Origin of the sequence: Algoriphagus antarcticus (assembly GCF_002150685.1) — a bacterium.
Classification (GTDB): Bacteria; Bacteroidota; Bacteroidia; order Cytophagales; family Cyclobacteriaceae; genus Algoriphagus; species Algoriphagus antarcticus.
Window position 1 is genome coordinate 99807 of the sequence record NZ_MSSW01000019.1, and the last position, 15569, is coordinate 115375.

Annotated in this window: 18 protein-coding genes; 1 reads left to right on the forward strand and 17 read right to left on the reverse strand. The window is 41.2% G+C overall.

Features of this window, described 5'->3' with window-relative positions:
* Nucleotide 1: 1 nt before the first annotated feature.
* The 15 genes from BVH04_RS09210 to BVH04_RS09280 all read right to left on the reverse strand — a co-directional run bounded on the left by BVH04_RS09210 (nucleotide 2) and on the right by BVH04_RS09280 (nucleotide 11943).
* Entirely contained in the window at nucleotides 2-457 is a 456-nt protein-coding gene (locus BVH04_RS09210) for an RES family NAD+ phosphorylase (RefSeq protein ID WP_086541176.1), read from the reverse strand.
* Nucleotides 458-462: 5 nt separating this feature from the next.
* Entirely contained in the window at nucleotides 463-948 is a 486-nt protein-coding gene (gene parS, locus BVH04_RS09215; RefSeq protein WP_240510891.1) for a type II RES/Xre toxin-antitoxin system antitoxin, read from the reverse strand.
* A gap of 114 nt (nucleotides 949-1062) precedes the next feature.
* The gene (locus BVH04_RS09220) at nucleotides 1063-2184 is read right to left on the reverse strand and encodes an ABC transporter permease (RefSeq protein ID WP_086541177.1); all 1122 of its coding nucleotides are present in this window, start codon (nucleotides 2182-2184) and stop codon (nucleotides 1063-1065) included.
* Nucleotides 2181-3287 (reverse strand): ABC transporter permease, encoded by a 1107-nt coding sequence (locus BVH04_RS09225; protein ID WP_086541178.1) that lies wholly within the window; start codon nucleotides 3285-3287, stop codon nucleotides 2181-2183. Before BVH04_RS09225 ends, BVH04_RS09220 begins: the two co-directional genes overlap by 4 nt.
* 1 nt (nucleotide 3288) lies before the next feature.
* On the reverse strand, nucleotides 3289-4032 hold the full coding sequence (locus BVH04_RS09230) for an ABC transporter ATP-binding protein (protein WP_086541179.1): 744 nt from the start codon (nucleotides 4030-4032) through the stop codon (nucleotides 3289-3291).
* A 1-nt stretch (nucleotide 4033) separates the two neighbouring features.
* The gene (locus BVH04_RS09235; RefSeq protein WP_086541180.1) at nucleotides 4034-4945 is read right to left on the reverse strand and encodes an ABC transporter ATP-binding protein; all 912 of its coding nucleotides are present in this window, start codon (nucleotides 4943-4945) and stop codon (nucleotides 4034-4036) included.
* Nucleotides 4946-4950: 5 nt separating this feature from the next.
* Nucleotides 4951-5850 (reverse strand): HlyD family secretion protein, encoded by a 900-nt coding sequence (locus BVH04_RS09240; RefSeq protein WP_086541181.1) that lies wholly within the window; start codon nucleotides 5848-5850, stop codon nucleotides 4951-4953.
* A gap of 10 nt (nucleotides 5851-5860) precedes the next feature.
* The gene (locus BVH04_RS09245; RefSeq protein WP_086541182.1) at nucleotides 5861-7132 is read right to left on the reverse strand and encodes a TolC family protein; all 1272 of its coding nucleotides are present in this window, start codon (nucleotides 7130-7132) and stop codon (nucleotides 5861-5863) included.
* Between the two features lie 46 nt (nucleotides 7133-7178).
* Nucleotides 7179-7796, reverse strand: a complete 618-nt coding sequence (locus BVH04_RS09250) for a TetR/AcrR family transcriptional regulator (protein ID WP_086541183.1) — start codon at nucleotides 7794-7796, stop codon at nucleotides 7179-7181.
* A gap of 124 nt (nucleotides 7797-7920) precedes the next feature.
* Nucleotides 7921-8310 carry a DUF2306 domain-containing protein gene (locus tag BVH04_RS09255; RefSeq protein ID WP_086541184.1) on the reverse strand — a complete coding sequence of 130 codons (390 nt, stop codon included), beginning with the start codon at nucleotides 8308-8310 and terminating at the stop codon, nucleotides 7921-7923.
* A gap of 37 nt (nucleotides 8311-8347) precedes the next feature.
* Nucleotides 8348-9454, reverse strand: a complete 1107-nt coding sequence (locus tag BVH04_RS09260) for a porin (protein ID WP_169714401.1) — start codon at nucleotides 9452-9454, stop codon at nucleotides 8348-8350.
* Nucleotides 9455-9496: 42 nt separating this feature from the next.
* Nucleotides 9497-9841: a DUF5655 domain-containing protein gene (locus tag BVH04_RS09265; RefSeq protein WP_086541186.1), complete on the reverse strand. Its 345-nt coding sequence runs from the start codon at nucleotides 9839-9841 to the stop codon at nucleotides 9497-9499.
* A 132-nt stretch (nucleotides 9842-9973) separates the two neighbouring features.
* Nucleotides 9974-10912 (reverse strand): mechanosensitive ion channel family protein, encoded by a 939-nt coding sequence (locus BVH04_RS09270; RefSeq protein WP_086541187.1) that lies wholly within the window; start codon nucleotides 10910-10912, stop codon nucleotides 9974-9976.
* 129 nt (nucleotides 10913-11041) lie between these two features.
* Nucleotides 11042-11506 (reverse strand): hypothetical protein, encoded by a 465-nt coding sequence (locus tag BVH04_RS09275; RefSeq protein WP_140160553.1) that lies wholly within the window; start codon nucleotides 11504-11506, stop codon nucleotides 11042-11044.
* Nucleotides 11507-11592: 86 nt separating this feature from the next.
* Nucleotides 11593-11943 carry a hypothetical protein gene (locus BVH04_RS09280; protein ID WP_086541189.1) on the reverse strand — a complete coding sequence of 117 codons (351 nt, stop codon included), beginning with the start codon at nucleotides 11941-11943 and terminating at the stop codon, nucleotides 11593-11595.
* A 700-nt stretch (nucleotides 11944-12643) separates the two neighbouring features.
* Between BVH04_RS09280 and BVH04_RS09290 the strand changes: the two genes are divergently transcribed.
* A complete protein-coding gene (locus tag BVH04_RS09290; protein WP_086541191.1) occupies nucleotides 12644-14014 on the forward strand; it encodes a transglutaminase-like domain-containing protein in 1371 nt (456 codons plus the stop codon).
* Nucleotides 14015-14057: 43 nt separating this feature from the next.
* On the opposite strand, the gene BVH04_RS09295 is transcribed toward BVH04_RS09290, so the two are convergent.
* Both BVH04_RS09295 and BVH04_RS09300 read right to left on the reverse strand, forming a co-directional pair.
* Nucleotides 14058-14288 carry a hypothetical protein gene (locus BVH04_RS09295; RefSeq protein ID WP_086541192.1) on the reverse strand — a complete coding sequence of 77 codons (231 nt, stop codon included), beginning with the start codon at nucleotides 14286-14288 and terminating at the stop codon, nucleotides 14058-14060.
* Between the two features lie 103 nt (nucleotides 14289-14391).
* Nucleotides 14392-15501 carry a TolB family protein gene (locus BVH04_RS09300; protein ID WP_086541193.1) on the reverse strand — a complete coding sequence of 370 codons (1110 nt, stop codon included), beginning with the start codon at nucleotides 15499-15501 and terminating at the stop codon, nucleotides 14392-14394.
* Between the last annotated feature and the right edge of the window lie 68 nt (nucleotides 15502-15569).

Genomic DNA, 15569 nt, shown 5'->3' on the forward strand with positions numbered 1-15569 from the left:
ATTACCTGACTATCCGCTTATCCAACTCAAGCGAATATACCTTGAATTCCAAGAGATTGAAGTTGTCAGAAAGTGTGTTGATCACGTAATTCAACGAACTCGAATCTACCACCGACGGAACAGCAAAACATAGAATTCCAGAATTTAATAGGTCTGAACCGTATTTCTGAGAAGAACTAACTGACGGAATAGAATTCCAATTGATCGGTAGGTCTTGCTCTTCTGGGGTAAATATCAAATCGTTTGGTATGATGATTTCCATCACGGAATATAGTACATAGCGCTCCGAGGAAAACAATTCAGGGTCAATAGTCAGCCTTTCCAAAAGAGAAGACGAAAGGCTAGATCCAGCATAGATTGCAGGAGAACCTGGAAGATTCCATCTGCCACCATACAACCTTGCTCCTTCACCACTGGTATCATTGTACTGATTCGTGGCGATCCGATAGGACTTCATAGAGTTCAGACAGCGATCCCGTGCTGCATGCGCAAGATTTCTGTTTTGAGCAGGTCAATTCCTGCAGATACATCAATCAGCTCAAGCGGTTTGCGATTCCCGAGCGAAAAAAGCGGTCGCTCCATCCATCGTCTAAAGCCATCCTTCCCAAAGTAATTGACACCTAAGGCGTACAATTCAGCCAATTCATAGATCTTTTCGGACTGAATGGTATCAAAAACTTCCTTGCGCTGGAGTGTTTTGGTGGAAACACCTAAGGCACCAGCAAGCGTGTTATAATCCAAACCGGATAGCTCTTTGAGGTTTTCGAAAGCACTCTTCTCCAGTCCATTACGAAATGTATCGACTCTACTCAACGGCTCCTCTAACCAGCCAATCGCCAAATCCAAGATAGACCGGACCGAGACTGCTGAAGTGCGATATGCTGCCATAACTGGCTCATTTACATGTTGAATTTTCTTGGCCACAATTTTTATCGGGAATTTGTCCATTAAGATAACGGAATTTGTCTAGAAAAAAGTTCTGTTTCTCAAAAATTTTCAAAATAGAGCTGAAGGGCTCATAATGAAGATCTATTAGAAAAAAATTTAAGTTTCTAACTCAAATTATGTTGACTTGTGATAATTCAAAACCGCCCAGGTATTGAAAAAGATTGCAAAGCCGATCATGACCAGAAGGTGTCTGGCAATATCCAAAAATCCACTTCCCTTCAGCATCACCATTCGCATGACTTCTATGAAATAAGTAAGAGGATTGGAGTATGCTACAATTTGTGCCCATTCGGGCATACTGTCGATCGGAGTGAATAGTCCACTCATAAGAAGGAAAATCATCATGATAAAAAAGGCTACCGACATCGCCTGCTGCTGCGTGTCACTATAGGTGGATATCAGCAATCCCAGTCCCAAAAGAGCCACAAGATAAATAGCCAGAAAGCCATAAAGGAGAAATACGCTTCCGATCGGCACTATTCCATATAAGATTCGTGAAACGAAAAATAATCCTATGCTGAAAATAACAACACCAATGATCCAAAAAGGGATGAGTTTTCCGAGGATAAACTGATACTTTTTGATCGGGGTGACATTGATCTGCTCGATAGTTCCGACTTCTTTCTCCTTCACAATATTCAATGCAGACATGTATGCGGCGACCATCGTCACTAGAAATGCCAAGATCCCAGGAACCATGAAGAATCGATAATTCATAAATGGATTAAACCAATTAGAGGAAGCAACCTCCACCTGAGGTATGGTATTGAATCGAGCCGGGTTTATCCATTCTAGTCTGACTTCGGCATTGTAATTTTGGATGATTTGGTTGAGGTATGCTCCGCCAAGATTCGCCTTTGTGCCGTTGATGGCATTCACCGCAATGAATAGTTTTTCGCGTTTATCCCGAACGAGGTTTCTTTCAAAACCCGCTGGAATCTCCAGAATCAAATCAGACTTCTCTTCTTCGATCTGCTGAAAAGCAGCATCAAAAGAATCTCCAAAATCTGCCAATACGAAATACCCAGACGCTGTAATCTTTGAAATCAGCTGCTGAGAATAGGGACTTCTGTCGTGATCGACAATCGAAATATTGATATTTTTGATCTCATAATCTGCCGCCAATGGCATCACCACCAGCTGGATCAATGGCATGGCAAAAATCATCGGAAGCAGGGATTTGTTTCTGAAAATCTGCTTAAACTCTTTTCTGAGCAGGAATAGTAGGGTTCTCATGCGAGTCTGATTTTAAATTTTTTGAAGCTCACAAAAAGGAAGAAAGCAGTCATTCCTACCAGCACCAGTGTTTCCTTCCAGATCGCCGAAAAGCCCAAACCTTTGATCATAATCGATTTCACGATGATGTAATACCATTTGCTCGGTACCACGTTGGAAATGATTCGTAGAGGCACAGGCATATTTTCTATCGGAAACATAAACCCTGTGAATAGCATGGTCGGAATCATCATTCCCATGAGTGCAAGTAGCATAGCAGTCTGCTGAGAATCCGTACTATTGGAGATCAAAAGTCCCAGTGAAAGTGCCGCAATGATAAGTAAACTACTCTCAGCATAGAAGAGTAAAAGACTTCCTTCAAAAGGCATCTCCATTAAGAAAATGGAGAGCAGTAAGATCACCGTAAGGTTGATTAAAGACAGTACAAAATAGGGGACGGCTTTAGAGATGATCACCAAAAAGGGATTAAATGGTGAAACTAAGAGGATTTCCATCGTACCGTTTTCCTTTTCACGAACGATAGAAATGGAGGTCATCAACACGCATACTAACACTAGAACCAAGGCCATCACACCAGGCACAAAGTTCGTCGCACCTTTCAACTCTGGATTGTAGAGCATTCTGATTTCCGCCTGGATTTGATAAGGAAGTTGAGATTCATTCACGCGCTCCTGTTGGTAATCCCGCACGATGTTATTCACATAATTAGTCAGCGAATTTGCTTTGTTCGGATCGGAAGCATCAGCAATCACTTGGATTTGTGCTGAGTTTTGTGACAAAAGATCTGAATTGAAGTTGGCGGGAAAAACCACTGCGAGATTCACAATTCCTTGCTTGAAGGCAGCTTCTATTTCTCGGTGACTCATCAGTGATTTTTGTAGTTCAAACTGATCACTGGCAGCTAGCTTTTGGATGATTTCCTTGGATGCGGAATCGTTGGCGTAGTCAACCACCATGATTTTGGAATCCTTGATCTCATTCGTTAGCGCAAAGCCAAAGAGCATAATCTGCGCAATTGGAAGCCCAAAGAGCATCAAAAGAGTCTTTCGATCCCGGAACACGTGATAGAATTCTTTTTTGACAAAAGTGAAAAACTGCTTCATATTAGTCTGCTTGTCGTTTTGCCCCGCGGGCTAATTCAAAGAAAACCTCGTCCATCGAAGCTGCATTGTACGTTTTCTTGAGGTTCGTCGGCGTGTCAAGCGCTTTCATTTCCCCGTCTACCATCATCGAGATGCGATTGCAATATTCCGCTTCATCCATGTAGTGAGTAGTCACGAAGATCGTGATTCCGCGATTGGATGCCTCATAGATCAGATCCCAAAACTGTCGCCTTGTAACAGGATCCACCCCGCCCGTCGGCTCGTCGAGAAAGACGATTTTCGGATCGTGAATGATCGCAACTGAGAAAGCAAGTTTTTGCTTCCAGCCTAGGGGAAGTGATCCCACGAGCTTTTTACTCTCCTCTTTCAATCCTAGCAAATCAATCAGGTCATCACTTTTCTCCTTGATTTCCTTGTCGCTGAGTCCGTAAACTCCACCGAAAAACCGAATATTCTCAATTACTGTCAGATCCTCGTAAAGAGAGAATTTCTGGCTCATGTAGCCGATGTTTGCTTTTATCTTTTCCGCTTCTTTATAAATATCGAATCCGGCAATCGTGGCTCCACCCGAAGTGGGTATGGACAAACCGCACAGCATTCGCATCGCCGTAGTTTTACCAGCTCCATTGGCACCGAGAAACCCGAATATCTCACCTTCATAGACTTCGAAGGTGATTGCGTCCGTGGCAATGAAATCACCAAATTTCTTGGTGAGCTTATCCGTTTTGATGACTACATTTTTCATATCAATGGCTCATTAATTGAATAAAACAATCTTCTATCGTAGGTGTAATTTCCTTCATTTCTAAACAAGTATGGCCTAGCTTTTCCAAGTCATTTAGAAGCGATTGTTGATTTTCCGGTAAATTTTCTTTAAATGTGAGGTGATGAAATTCTCCAAAAGCAAAGCTGCTTTTGACCTGATCTTGCTTGCGCAAATCTTCTAGCAGCACACTCATTTTTGATGATTTCACTGCGAAAAGAGGCGAAGGATAAGATTTGATAATGGCTTCTGGCGTATCGATGGACATGATTTTTCCTCCTTGGATCAAGGCAATTCGCTCACAAAGTGTCGCCTCATCCATGTATGGAGTAGAGACAAGTATTGTGATTCCTTGGTCTTTAAGTCGCTTCAGCATATCCCAAAACTCCTTACGTGATACAGTATCTACGCCAGTAGTAGGCTCATCCAGAAACAAAACCGTTGGCCTGTGAATCAGCGCACAGCACAGAGCCAACTTTTGCTTCATTCCCCCAGAAAGCTTACCTGCTCTTCGAGTTTTGAAAGGCTCGATCTGCACATAGATTTCCTTGATCAGGTCATAGTTTTCTTGGACTGTTGTGTTGAAAAGTGTTGCAAAGAAGTTTAGGTTTTCCTCCACCGTCAGATCTTGGTACAGTGAGAATTTCCCAGGCATATAGCCAACTTGCTTTCGTATTTCCTTGTAGCCAGTGACGACGTCAAGACCATTGACCGAGGCAACACCTCCGTCAGGAATCAATAGCGTAGTGAGCATGCGGAAAATACTCGTTTTCCCTGCCCCATCAGGGCCGATGAGTCCAAAAAGCTCGCCTTTTTTCACTTTAAAGGATACCTGATCAACTGCTTTTATAGCCCCTTTGTTATATGTTTTCGATATGTTTTGGAGTGTTACCATGACTGCTACAGGAAGTTGATTTCACCGTACATTCCGATTTTGAACTTGCCGTCATTTGGTACATCCACTTTGATGGCATAGACCATATTGGCACGCTCATCCTTGGTTTGTATGGTCTTTGGAGTGAATTCCGCTTTGTCATTGATCCAAGATATAGTGCCTTCCGTTTGGTCAAAACCACCTTCTCCATTGTCTGTGTGGACGGTTACTTTCTGACCCAACTTTACGTGTGAAAGTTGATTCCCACTGATATAGACGCGGAGGATTATATTCGATAAGTCAGCGATTTTGTAAAGCGGTTTACCGGGGGCAGTCATTTCACTTTGCTCTGCGTACTTGCTCAGCACAGTTCCTGCTAGAGGATTGATGATTTTACTTTTCTCCAATTGATCGTTTAGCTGCGCGATCTGCACTTCCATCGGTGTAGCATCATTGCTGATGCCCTGGCTTGAGATATTCAGGGTGGACTTCTGCGCTACAATCTGAGCTTCGATCATAGCGACCTGTGCGGTTGCATCATCAAGTTGTTTTGAGGTGGCAGCATTAGCTTTGACCAGATTGCTGACACGATTTGCTTCCAAATTCACAGTTTTAAGCTGCACTTCCAGAGCTGCTAATTGAGCAGAGATATTCGGTTTACGGCCGTAAAGCGCAGTTATTTGAGCTTCGAGCTGTCTCTTTTTTAGGAAAAGTTGAACGCTATCGACATAGCCAATGAATTGATTAGCTGAGAGGACCTGACCTTCTTCGAGGTCAAACTGCTTCAAAACTCCTAAAGCTTCAGCAGAAATAATAGTTTCTTCTGCTTCAAATGAACCTGATGCGTCGAAGGTTTTTTCTTCAGTACAGCCAATAACTAGAGGCAGAAAAAGCGAGGCGAAAATGATTTTTTGGAAGGTTTTCATGAGCTAAGTTTTAATTGCCTGAAGTGATTTGATAATTGGATTGGGCCAGAAGAAGTTGGATTTGATGTAAAGCGAGATTTTGACGGGCCTGATCTGCTGCATTGATGTAGGTCAGGAAATCATTGGAAGTGATCGTTCCATATTCGAGTTGACTGCTTGCTGAAGCTTGAACTCGCTCTCGAAGTGTGATGATTTCCTTATCGGTCTGCATCAGTTTGAGGTATTTCGCGATTTCGGTCTCTTGTTGGGTCAAAGCGATTTTGGTATTGAGACGAAAGGTTTCCTCTTGAAGTACGATAGCAACCAGGTTAAGATTGAGCAGTTCTTTCTCTCGAGATGAAGTATAGTAGCGGGAGATATTCCAGTTGAAGCGCAGACCACCGAGATAGTACAAATCGAAGTCATTGCTTAGGAAGTTCAGTGCCGGCCGGCCATAGCCTCCTTGGAAAAAGAGATTCAACTGAGGAATATTTTTGCTGGAAATGAGTTCTTGCTGAAGCAAAATAGACCCTTTTTGGCTTGCGAAGAGTCCGAGTTCAGGGCGATTGATCTCTTGCGAAAGGGCTGGAAGAATCGGAATCTGAAGACTTACTGCGGAGCTTATTTCCTGCCCGATAAGCAAGCCTAGCATTTGGGTAAAGCCTTGCTGATTTGCTGCAAGCTCGATTCGTTGTTGATCTGCATTCAGGAGTTCGGCTTGCAGAATATCTAAGGAAGACTGAAGAGCTGTTCCATTTTCAATGGCTGCTTTGGTTTGGGAGATTCCCGCTTGGATATCATTTTGTCGGATTTCGTTTTGTTGTAGCTGCTTATCTAGAAGTAAAACCCCAAAGTAAACCTGGTTCACTCGGCCTTTAAGTTGGTAAAGCTCCACTTGAAGTTGCTGGGCTTGAGTCATGGCGTTAGCTTCAGCCAATTGCTTTTGGGTTTTCACTCCGGAAGTACTGGTGAGTGGCTGAGAGACTTCAGCAAACAACTTGTATTGATCTTTGGCAATGGGCTGAATTTCCAGATTCGGAATATCGATGGGAAAGCCAGTCACATCTGATTGGTAAGTGGCTTGACCTCCAAGATTGATTTGAGGTAGGTTTCTCTTACCAGCATTTTCAACCGAAAAATCCCGGCTAAGGTTGATCAGTTCCAGTTGATTGATCAACGGATAGTTTTGCCGAGCCAAATCCTGACATTGCTCCAAGGTCAAAGTTTGGGAATTTGCAAGAAATGGATTTGCGATGAACAGCAAAAGAGAGAGTAGCAGCACATTCAAGTTTGATGTTTTCATTGTATGTATTTTTTTAATCAAATGATTAACGACTAGTCAAAAATAGTCAGGGAGTAAGAATTACCTTAATCCAGACTGGAATAAGGGTTTTTCGCTCTTGCATAAGCTTTTCAAATTCAGGCTGATCGATATTTCCCATGCCTTTGATCATCGGGCTTCCTATAAATGGAAACACAGTCATTCCCAACATATTCATCATAAAGTGAAGTGGTTTGATGGGCTTTACACGTTTGGCTTCAATCTCCTCTTCGAGTTGCTGAATGAACACGGAATTAAGAAGAACATTCTTAGCACCGGTTTTTTTGATGAGCTCCTCAGGATGGCTTCTCAATTCGCTGAGTATGAAAATCGGTAGGTTCGGATTTGCTGTTAGATTTTCGATGTAATTCTCTACCATCCGACGGATTTTCTCTTCAAAATCAGTATTGGGATCATCGAAAACGGAGCGAAGGGAACGAAAAAACTCCTCCAAACTTTCGGTCATTATCAGGTCAAACAGGCGCTCCTTACTTCTGAAATAATAATTCAAAAGTGCGAGATTGATACCTGCTTCTTCTGCAATATCCCTCGTGCGAGTACCTGCATAGCCTTTCTGCTGGAATATACGTCGAGCGGCATTTTTAATTTTCTCCTCAGTGGAATTGTCCTTTACGTCTTTAGCCATGCTTTCCTTTTTCTATTGGACAAAGTAAATGAAGTAATCACTGTAAATCAAGTGTTTTAATTTTTTATTTTAATCATTTGATTAAATAATTGTGAAAACCTTATTTTTGGATAAAACTGGATGATTACGCACCAAAAAATAAATGATGCAAATACCTGCCGGGCATCAGCGTAAAGCCTCCTGCCAAAATGATTGCTCCCACATACAGGAGGATCATTTTACGTTGATGTGTTTTGATTTTGCGCTTTTTGATGGCGATCAAAGCAGTAGGTACAGTCCAGAATACGAGAAGGCAAAAAAGATGAATGTACCCGAAGTGGTTAAATAGCATTGGCCCTAGTTGCGCTTGGATAAACATAGCTATGAAAGCGGTAATCATCATTAGGCTCATATAAACCATACCTAGCTTTCTATGAACTTCCCCACCTTTTCGGGCTAAAAGCAAAAAGCCTCCCAAAAAAATACAGGGAACTACTGTGAGTAAATGAAAATACATCAAGTATTCGTAGCTCATTGCTGTTTTATTTTCCTGAAACTAGACATTCTATGTCTTAATGCAAATGAATTGAAATAGATGCCAGCAAAAAGAAATCAGAGTTCGATGGTCTAGACTCGCTCAAAAATTGAGATTCGGGGCTGATCAAATACCTGGACTCAACTCTAAAAATCAAGTAATCTCTAAAGCTGCGATCAAGATTTAGGCTAAAACCGCTGGTCTTCAACCCAGCACCATTTTGATTAGTTGCGATGACTCCATCGGGATCCGTGTAATATTCTCCCCGAATCGCAGCTTTCCAGTTTGTGCTCAATTCATAGCCCAGAATCAATGATCCGCCCGACCAAAAACTCGAATTTGTAGAAATTTTTGACTGCTGTTCCCAGCCCAGATCCACTCCTGCAATAATCTCCCATAGTGAAGTCGGGTTCCAAATCAAATAATGATTACTGAAATAGCGAAGTCTCCGCGTTTCATCAGGATAATTATTACCAATCAAGGTGCTCCAGTTTAACGTCAGCTTAGGAGACCATTCGAAATTAGCTTGGGTTCCAATGGATGGAATAGAGTTGTCTTCGATCGCCTGAACGACTTGCCAGCCATTGGCTACCCAAAATGAAAAATACCAACGCTCATCTGCTTGCCAACCCAGTTTTGCACCGGTCAAAAAATAGGGGCTATTTTCTGCAATCAAGGATCGGGATAGAGTGCGGTTTTTGGTTGAAATAGCATTTTCAAATCCAATGTGAGATGGCATCAGCCCGGCATCCAGCCATACTGTTTTACTTGTATTGAGGGCAAACCCGGCATTGGCTTGATTCAGCCATCGAAGTAGCTTCGGTTCGGCACTGTAATTATCCTGAGCGTAGGTTCCTTGCTGAATTCCTAAGTTTGCACGAAATCGCCCTTTTTCGAAGTTTGCTGTGACCAACCCAAGATTGATGGCAAATTGCTTAGCCCGAGTGTGATTATAAAGGAAAGGAAGTCTTTTTTCAGTCTCCGGGCTATTGAAGTCGTAGCCATAATATGCGTCTATAAAGCCTGAAATCCTGAAATTTGACTTTGTTTCCTCTTTTTCTTGTGAATAAGCAGCGAAAGCCAAGCTGTTGATGAAAAGAAAGACAAATAAAATTCGCAATGGAGAAAAAGTAAAGAATTCCATTTTTGAAGGTGCTGAAATGCGCTTTATAAAGAAAAACATCATCTAGAGGAGTTCATAGGATTGACGGATTAATCTGATCAAAGTAGGTGAGAGTTCATCCAAACTTGAAATCCGATAATGATTTTCGAATTTTTTGGATACTTGAGTCGATTTGAAAAAAGGTGGGCAGGGCTGTTGATCTTTAGAGTAGAATTTCAAATCCAAGAACTTGCTCATTGGTCTTATGATCAAAAAAGTCTGCCGGTGTACAAACATGACCGCATTTTGAGTGTTGCTGACTATGACCTTATACCATTCATAGATCTCTGCTAAGATTTTGTCAAAAGCGAACTCCAACTCTTTTGGATTCCTTTCGAAAAGCGTACTCAGTTCCGCTTTGCTGCACATGTGCCATTGATTATCTTTCTTCAAGTCGCGTTCACAAATCGGGCAAGTCCACATAAAGTTGTGAGTTAAAACTTATTAGTCCAGCGGTTTAAATAAGTATTATAAGAGGTTTCTGAACTGCTAAAATTTGCTTTAAATCTCTTTACTTGAATCCTTAGCATTCGATTGATCTAGTGAAACTCGAGTTTTGGGCAAGCTTTCAGGATAGTTTTTCTGGATAAACTCCACCATCTTTTCCCGGACATAGACTCGTAAATCCCAAACCGTAGGGGAGTTTTTGGCAGAGACTAGGATTCTTGTTTCCACGGTAAATTCTTTTGCATCGGTGACTTGGAGTACTTTTACTTTTTTGTCCCAGAGATCAGTCAATTCCAAGATTCGGTCGAGTTCCACTCGAAGTGCTTCGAAGGAAATCGTGTAGTCGGTGTGGATAAAAACCGAACCGATAATATCTGAAGTGGTTCGAGTCCAGTTTTGAAATGGCTTTTCCAAAAAATAAGTAGACGGCAAAACCAATCGCCGTTGATCCCAGATTCGCACGACGACATAGTTTAGATTGATTTCTTCAATCCAGCCCCATTCGCCCTCGACTACCACCGCATCTTCCAATCGGAAAGGCTGTGTAATCGCAATTTGAACACCTGCGATCAGCGTTCCAATGGCTTTTTGCGCAGAGAAACCGATAATAATCCCAGCTACTCCCGCTGAGGCAAATAGTCCAACTCCGATCTGTCTGATCGATTCAAAGGAGATCAAAATCAATCCGATTCCCAGCACGATAATGATGAAGTTGGCAACTTTTTCCAATACGTTGATCTGAGTATAGACTTTCCGAGCTTTCAGATTATCCTCCTTACTGATATCGTATTGCTTGAGCAGGACCTTTTTTCCAATCTTGGTCAAAACCAACAGACACCAACTAAAGCCACAAATAATCAGAACGGTATTGATATTAGGTAAGTATGCGAAAACACCCTCCCAAGTTTTGGATAATTCGCCGAAATATAGCTTTGAAAATCCAAGGGCAAGTGTCACCAATAAGGGTAAAACCAATCGGGTATAGTATTTCATAGACTCAATTCAAAAAGCGGTAAAATTTAACAGACTGATGTTTTCAGCCACAGAAAAAGGTGATTTTGGGAGACTTGAGCTTAGAAATTAGGAAATTGATAGGAGAAAGCAAAATAGAGCAGCCTTGTTTTAGTCACACGGAAAAGGAGTTAAAGCGATGTTGTGACTATAATCCAAAGAATCTATGTTGACCTGTACGGGTATTCCGTCCACAGATTTCATTTCACCATATCCTTCTTTCCACCCTTCTTCAGTATTTTTAAATACTACTTGTCGCCTGGTAGAATCTCCTTCAGACATAAAAGTGTATTCCGCGATTATCATGTCATCTCTTATTTCCCCTTTGATAGTTCCACTGTTTTTATCCTTCTCAAAAATCGTGTAATCCAGCGTGCCTGTGATGTTTGTACCATCAACATGCGTCGTGAGTCGGACGGTGTCTTTTTCACCAAGGTATTGAAAGCACTCCGTGTTGATTTCCTCCAAGTGTTCAGCATCTGGGGAAAATGCTGCGTCTATTGGGGAATCCTGCTTAGGTCCTTTGCAAGCTACTAGAAGTAAGACAACGAAAAATAGTGTAGGTAGCGTTTTCATGGCTGTTTTGCATTTTGTCATAGTGTTTGAAAAACAAAAAGACCGCCAATCGTGAGGATTGTAGAAATTGATAAAAGAATTAGAATTTATTTCTCCAGCATTCCATCTTCCATCCATTTAAAGAAGACTGCTAATTCCTCTTGACTCAGAGCTGGTTTTTTCAATTTGTGTGGCATAAAACCTTTTTCGGAGCTGTCTCTTTGTGTTCTGTCGAGGATATCATCTAACCGAGATAAAACGCGGTCGTATGTATCTAACTGATCCTTCTCTCCTTCCGGATAATGACAAGGGGTGCAATGTGCCACCATAATTGGATGTATGTCTTTGTCATAGGTAACTAAAGCTAGTGCATTGCTGGATACTTTTTTAGTACTGGTACAGGACTGATAGGTGATTAAACCAAATGCACTGACAAGAAGTAGATATCTTATTTTCATTAATAAGTAAGATTGTGGAGCATAATTATAATGGTTTTAAATCTTATTTGAAAAACAAAAATCGGTTGATAATAAATTATCCACATAATCCCATCAGCTAGAAAAAGATTTGAATCTCTTGCATCTCAGTTGGTCCTATTTGAGGAAAAGACCAAGTAATTACCATCATTTGAGATTACTGGGAAAGCGTCAAAAGTACCAATATGTGTGAAACGAGTTAAACCAATTACATACAGATTAATCATGAAAAGGCTGAAAGGATATACTCTTTCAAATGGATGGATGGGAATAAAAATAGTTTCCATCACCAAAACTGAGGCGCTTGATATTTCCAAATAATTTACCTTTGAAGGCTAACGTAAACGAGAGTTTGAAGTATAAAGGACATATGTCTCCGCATCACCTTGAAGGTCTGTCGTCGTAATAAAAGTAAATCGCAATATCAACGTGGCAATAAATTATGGTCTCATTAGGGATTATGATTTGCAATTGCTTAGCCTAATTAATGATTGTGATTATACGGAATCTTGCCAGTAGAAAATTTATAGGATCGAAGATCCAAAGACACCTTGAATTCTGGTTTACTTCGGTCTTCGGTCATCGGTTTTCCAATCCGTTGACCAAAGAGAATTCGCTTACTGGCAGAAAAGCGTACATACAGATTAATGATTATTATCTTTGACCTTAATCTCAAAAAACCATGAAAGAAAAAGCAAAGTATAGCCTCATAATTCTAATTGGAGTATTTTTTATTTTTGGCTGTGGACAAGAGCCAACTACTAGCGAAACAAAAGAAGGTGAGTCCAAAGTAAAGTCTAGCACGAGAGTAAATATTGCTGAAATTGAAAAAGGTATTAAAGATTTTATAGCAGTTCAAACCGAAAAGAATGGTGGAGTATTTCCTGTAAAAGATGAGAACCATGATTTGAAGATGAAGCTGGTCCGGGTACATACGGAATATTTATCAAATCTAGGCCCCAAAACCCATTTCGCCTGTGTAGATCTGGTGGATGAAAGTGGCGATGTCTATGACGTGGATTTTTTTATGGATGGGGAACCGGGAGCGATGGGTGTCACTTCCACTTCTGTACATAAGTTCAATGGAAAACCTTATTATTCCTGGAAGCAAAATAAGGAGGATAAAACCTGGTTTAAATTGCCGCTGGAACAATCTAATAATGATTTGATGGGGGTAGTTGAAGGAAAAGATGAATTTGAGTTTTATTATTCCGCCCAGCTACCACAACTAGATGGACCTGCAAAATTGTGGATTCCGATTGCTGAATCCGATGATTTCCAAGAAATCGAACTGGTAAGTGTTGAAATCCCTGAAGGGGCGAAGCGAATCAAAGAAGGTAATTATGGGAATACGTTGTTGTACTTAGATTTGGGCCCTGAAAATTCCGGAGAGGAAATTAACCTTACTTATGCGGTAAAACGAAGAGAAAAGGGGCCCTATGCTGCTCCTGAGCCAGACAAATCCATTTATCTGGCTTCTACCAAACTCATGCCGACAGGTGGACGTTTTGAGGAAATTGCCAAAGAGGAACTTGGTGATAAAATCAACGATTCTCATTTGATACAAGCGCGTGTATTGTATGATTACATCATTGATAATATGCGCTATATGAAGTTCGGGAATTATGGGAATGGTGACTCAAATTATGCCTGTGATTCAAAAACGGGAAATTGTACGGAGTTCCATTCCTTCTTTATTTCTCTAGCACGATCGGTGAATATTCCTGCCAGATTTGCTATTGGTGCTTCTATTCCATCAGATAGAAATGAGGGAGGTATAGATGGTTATCACTGTTGGGCTGAGTTCTATGCCGATGGAAAATGGTGGCCAGTCGATATTAGCGAGGGGAATAAATACACAGCCCTTGCTACTTACTATTTTGGACGACACCCAGCCAATAGGATAGAACTAAGTCGAGGTAGAGATCTAAAAATCAACCCAGGCCCAGAAGCCGGTCCCATCAATTTTCTGGCCTATCCGTATCTTGAAATCAATGGAAAAGAAGTAAAAGTGAATTCCCGTTTTTCTTTCCAGCGAAAAGCTAAATCCTAAAAAAGGAGATCCAAATGGATCCCCTTTTTTTGAGAAATACGAATTAGTTATCTGCAGGATGCTCAGTGCTATCCCCATCTGCAGGATGCTCAGTACTATCTCCGTCTGCTGGATGCTCAGTACTATCTCCGTCTTCTGGATGCTCATCACCTTCTGCTTGCTCTGTTTCAGTCTCGTTGTTAGCTCCTTTTTTCCCTCCACATGAGGTAAATGTCATAGCTGAGATAAATAACATCACTAGCGTAAGACTCAAAATTGACTTTAGTTTTTTCATAGTTAAGGTTGTTTGTCTACTTCAAATTATAATTTCTTTTTTTAACATAAAAGGATTTATCAAATGTCGGCATTGTTTATTGTTTTATTCAAAAAATTATGGATCATCCGCCTATCCACTCTGCTACGAAGAGATTGGTGTCTCTAGTGCCGCCATTGTTTCTATTTGAGGAAAAAACCAAATATCTACCATCGTTGGAGAATACAGGGAAGGCATCAAAAGTCCCATCATGTGTGATACGAGTTAAACCTGTTCCGTCCAGATTGATCATGAAAAGATTGAAAGGATAGCCGCGTTCGGTTTGATGATTCGAGGCAAAAATAATCTTTTCTCCAGATGGGTGGAAGAATGGAGCCCAGTTGGCTTTTCCTAGATCCGTTATCTTTTTCACATCTGTTCCATCTGCATTTGCCACATATAGCTCCATGCTTGTTGGCATCACAAGTCCTTCTGCAAGTAGATCCTTGTATACTTTTACATCTTCATCAGAAGTAGGTCTAGAAGCTCTCCAGATGATTTTGGTACCGTCAGGCGAGAAAAACGCACCTCCATCATATCCCAAATCTGAAGTGATTTGGTGCACATCAGACCCATCAATATTCATGGTATAAAGCTCCATGTCACCACTTCTTAGAGAAGTGAATACTATTTTGTCCCCTTTTGGCGAAACCGTCGCTTCCGCATCATAGCCAGGCTCATTGGTAAGTTGTGAAGTTATATTTCCCTCCATATCAGCTGTGAAAATGTCAAAGGAATCATAGATCGGCCAAACGTATTTGCCATCAGTTCTGCGCTCTGGAACAGGCGGACAATTTTCTCCCCCTAAATGTGTAGAAGCATAAACGATACTTTTATTGTCAGGAAGAAAGTAGGAACAGGTTGTCCTGCCCAAGCCAGTGCTTAGGCGCTTCGGCTGATTGTTTTGCAAGTCATCGGTTTTCCAATTCGTATAAAATACTTGATCGCAGTCTGCTCCCCATTCTTTATAATCAGACTGAAAAACCAGCATAGAATCATCAAATGACCAATATGCCTCAGCGTTATTTCCACCAAATGTCAGTTGCTTGATGTTTTTTAAATAGTTCATTTCCTCAGGAGTCAATAGCAAAGAGTCTGAAGCAGAGTGAACTTCCGTTTCGGTTACTGTTTGAACCTGAGTTTTTGAGCTGCAAGCAAATGAAAGTAGCAGCAGGGCAATAAGGACTTGTCTCATTAATGAATTGATTTTTAAGTAATAGCTGCGCAAAGGTAAGCTTTATTATCTTTGGCAGAAGATGAGAA

Coding starts and splice junctions, on each gene's coding strand:
- BVH04_RS09240 (WP_086541181.1), bottom strand. CDS start 5,850: ATGAAAACCTTCCAAAAAATCATTTTCGCCTCGCTTTTTCTGCCTCTA.
- BVH04_RS09270 (WP_086541187.1), bottom strand. CDS start 10,912: ATGAAATACTATACCCGATTGGTTTTACCCTTATTGGTGACACTTGCC.
- BVH04_RS09230 (WP_086541179.1), bottom strand. CDS start 4,032: ATGAAAAATGTAGTCATCAAAACGGATAAGCTCACCAAGAAATTTGGT.
- BVH04_RS09260 (WP_169714401.1), bottom strand. CDS start 9,454: ATGGAATTCTTTACTTTTTCTCCATTGCGAATTTTATTTGTCTTTCTT.
- BVH04_RS09280 (WP_086541189.1), bottom strand. CDS start 11,943: ATGAAAATAAGATATCTACTTCTTGTCAGTGCATTTGGTTTAATCACC.
- BVH04_RS09295 (WP_086541192.1), bottom strand. CDS start 14,288: ATGAAAAAACTAAAGTCAATTTTGAGTCTTACGCTAGTGATGTTATTT.
- BVH04_RS09290 (WP_086541191.1), top strand. CDS start 12,644: ATGAAAGAAAAAGCAAAGTATAGCCTCATAATTCTAATTGGAGTATTT.
- BVH04_RS09250 (WP_086541183.1), bottom strand. CDS start 7,796: ATGGCTAAAGACGTAAAGGACAATTCCACTGAGGAGAAAATTAAAAAT.
- BVH04_RS09225 (WP_086541178.1), bottom strand. CDS start 3,287: ATGAAGCAGTTTTTCACTTTTGTCAAAAAAGAATTCTATCACGTGTTC.
- parS (WP_240510891.1), bottom strand. CDS start 948: ATGGACAAATTCCCGATAAAAATTGTGGCCAAGAAAATTCAACATGTA.
- BVH04_RS09275 (WP_140160553.1), bottom strand. CDS start 11,506: ATGAAAACGCTACCTACACTATTTTTCGTTGTCTTACTTCTAGTAGCT.
- BVH04_RS09220 (WP_086541177.1), bottom strand. CDS start 2,184: ATGAGAACCCTACTATTCCTGCTCAGAAAAGAGTTTAAGCAGATTTTC.
- BVH04_RS09300 (WP_086541193.1), bottom strand. CDS start 15,501: ATGAGACAAGTCCTTATTGCCCTGCTGCTACTTTCATTTGCTTGCAGC.
- BVH04_RS09235 (WP_086541180.1), bottom strand. CDS start 4,945: ATGGTAACACTCCAAAACATATCGAAAACATATAACAAAGGGGCTATA.
- BVH04_RS09255 (WP_086541184.1), bottom strand. CDS start 8,310: ATGAGCTACGAATACTTGATGTATTTTCATTTACTCACAGTAGTTCCC.
- BVH04_RS09245 (WP_086541182.1), bottom strand. CDS start 7,132: ATGAAAACATCAAACTTGAATGTGCTGCTACTCTCTCTTTTGCTGTTC.
- BVH04_RS09210 (WP_086541176.1), bottom strand. CDS start 457: ATGAAGTCCTATCGGATCGCCACGAATCAGTACAATGATACCAGTGGT.
- BVH04_RS09265 (WP_086541186.1), bottom strand. CDS start 9,841: ATGTGCAGCAAAGCGGAACTGAGTACGCTTTTCGAAAGGAATCCAAAA.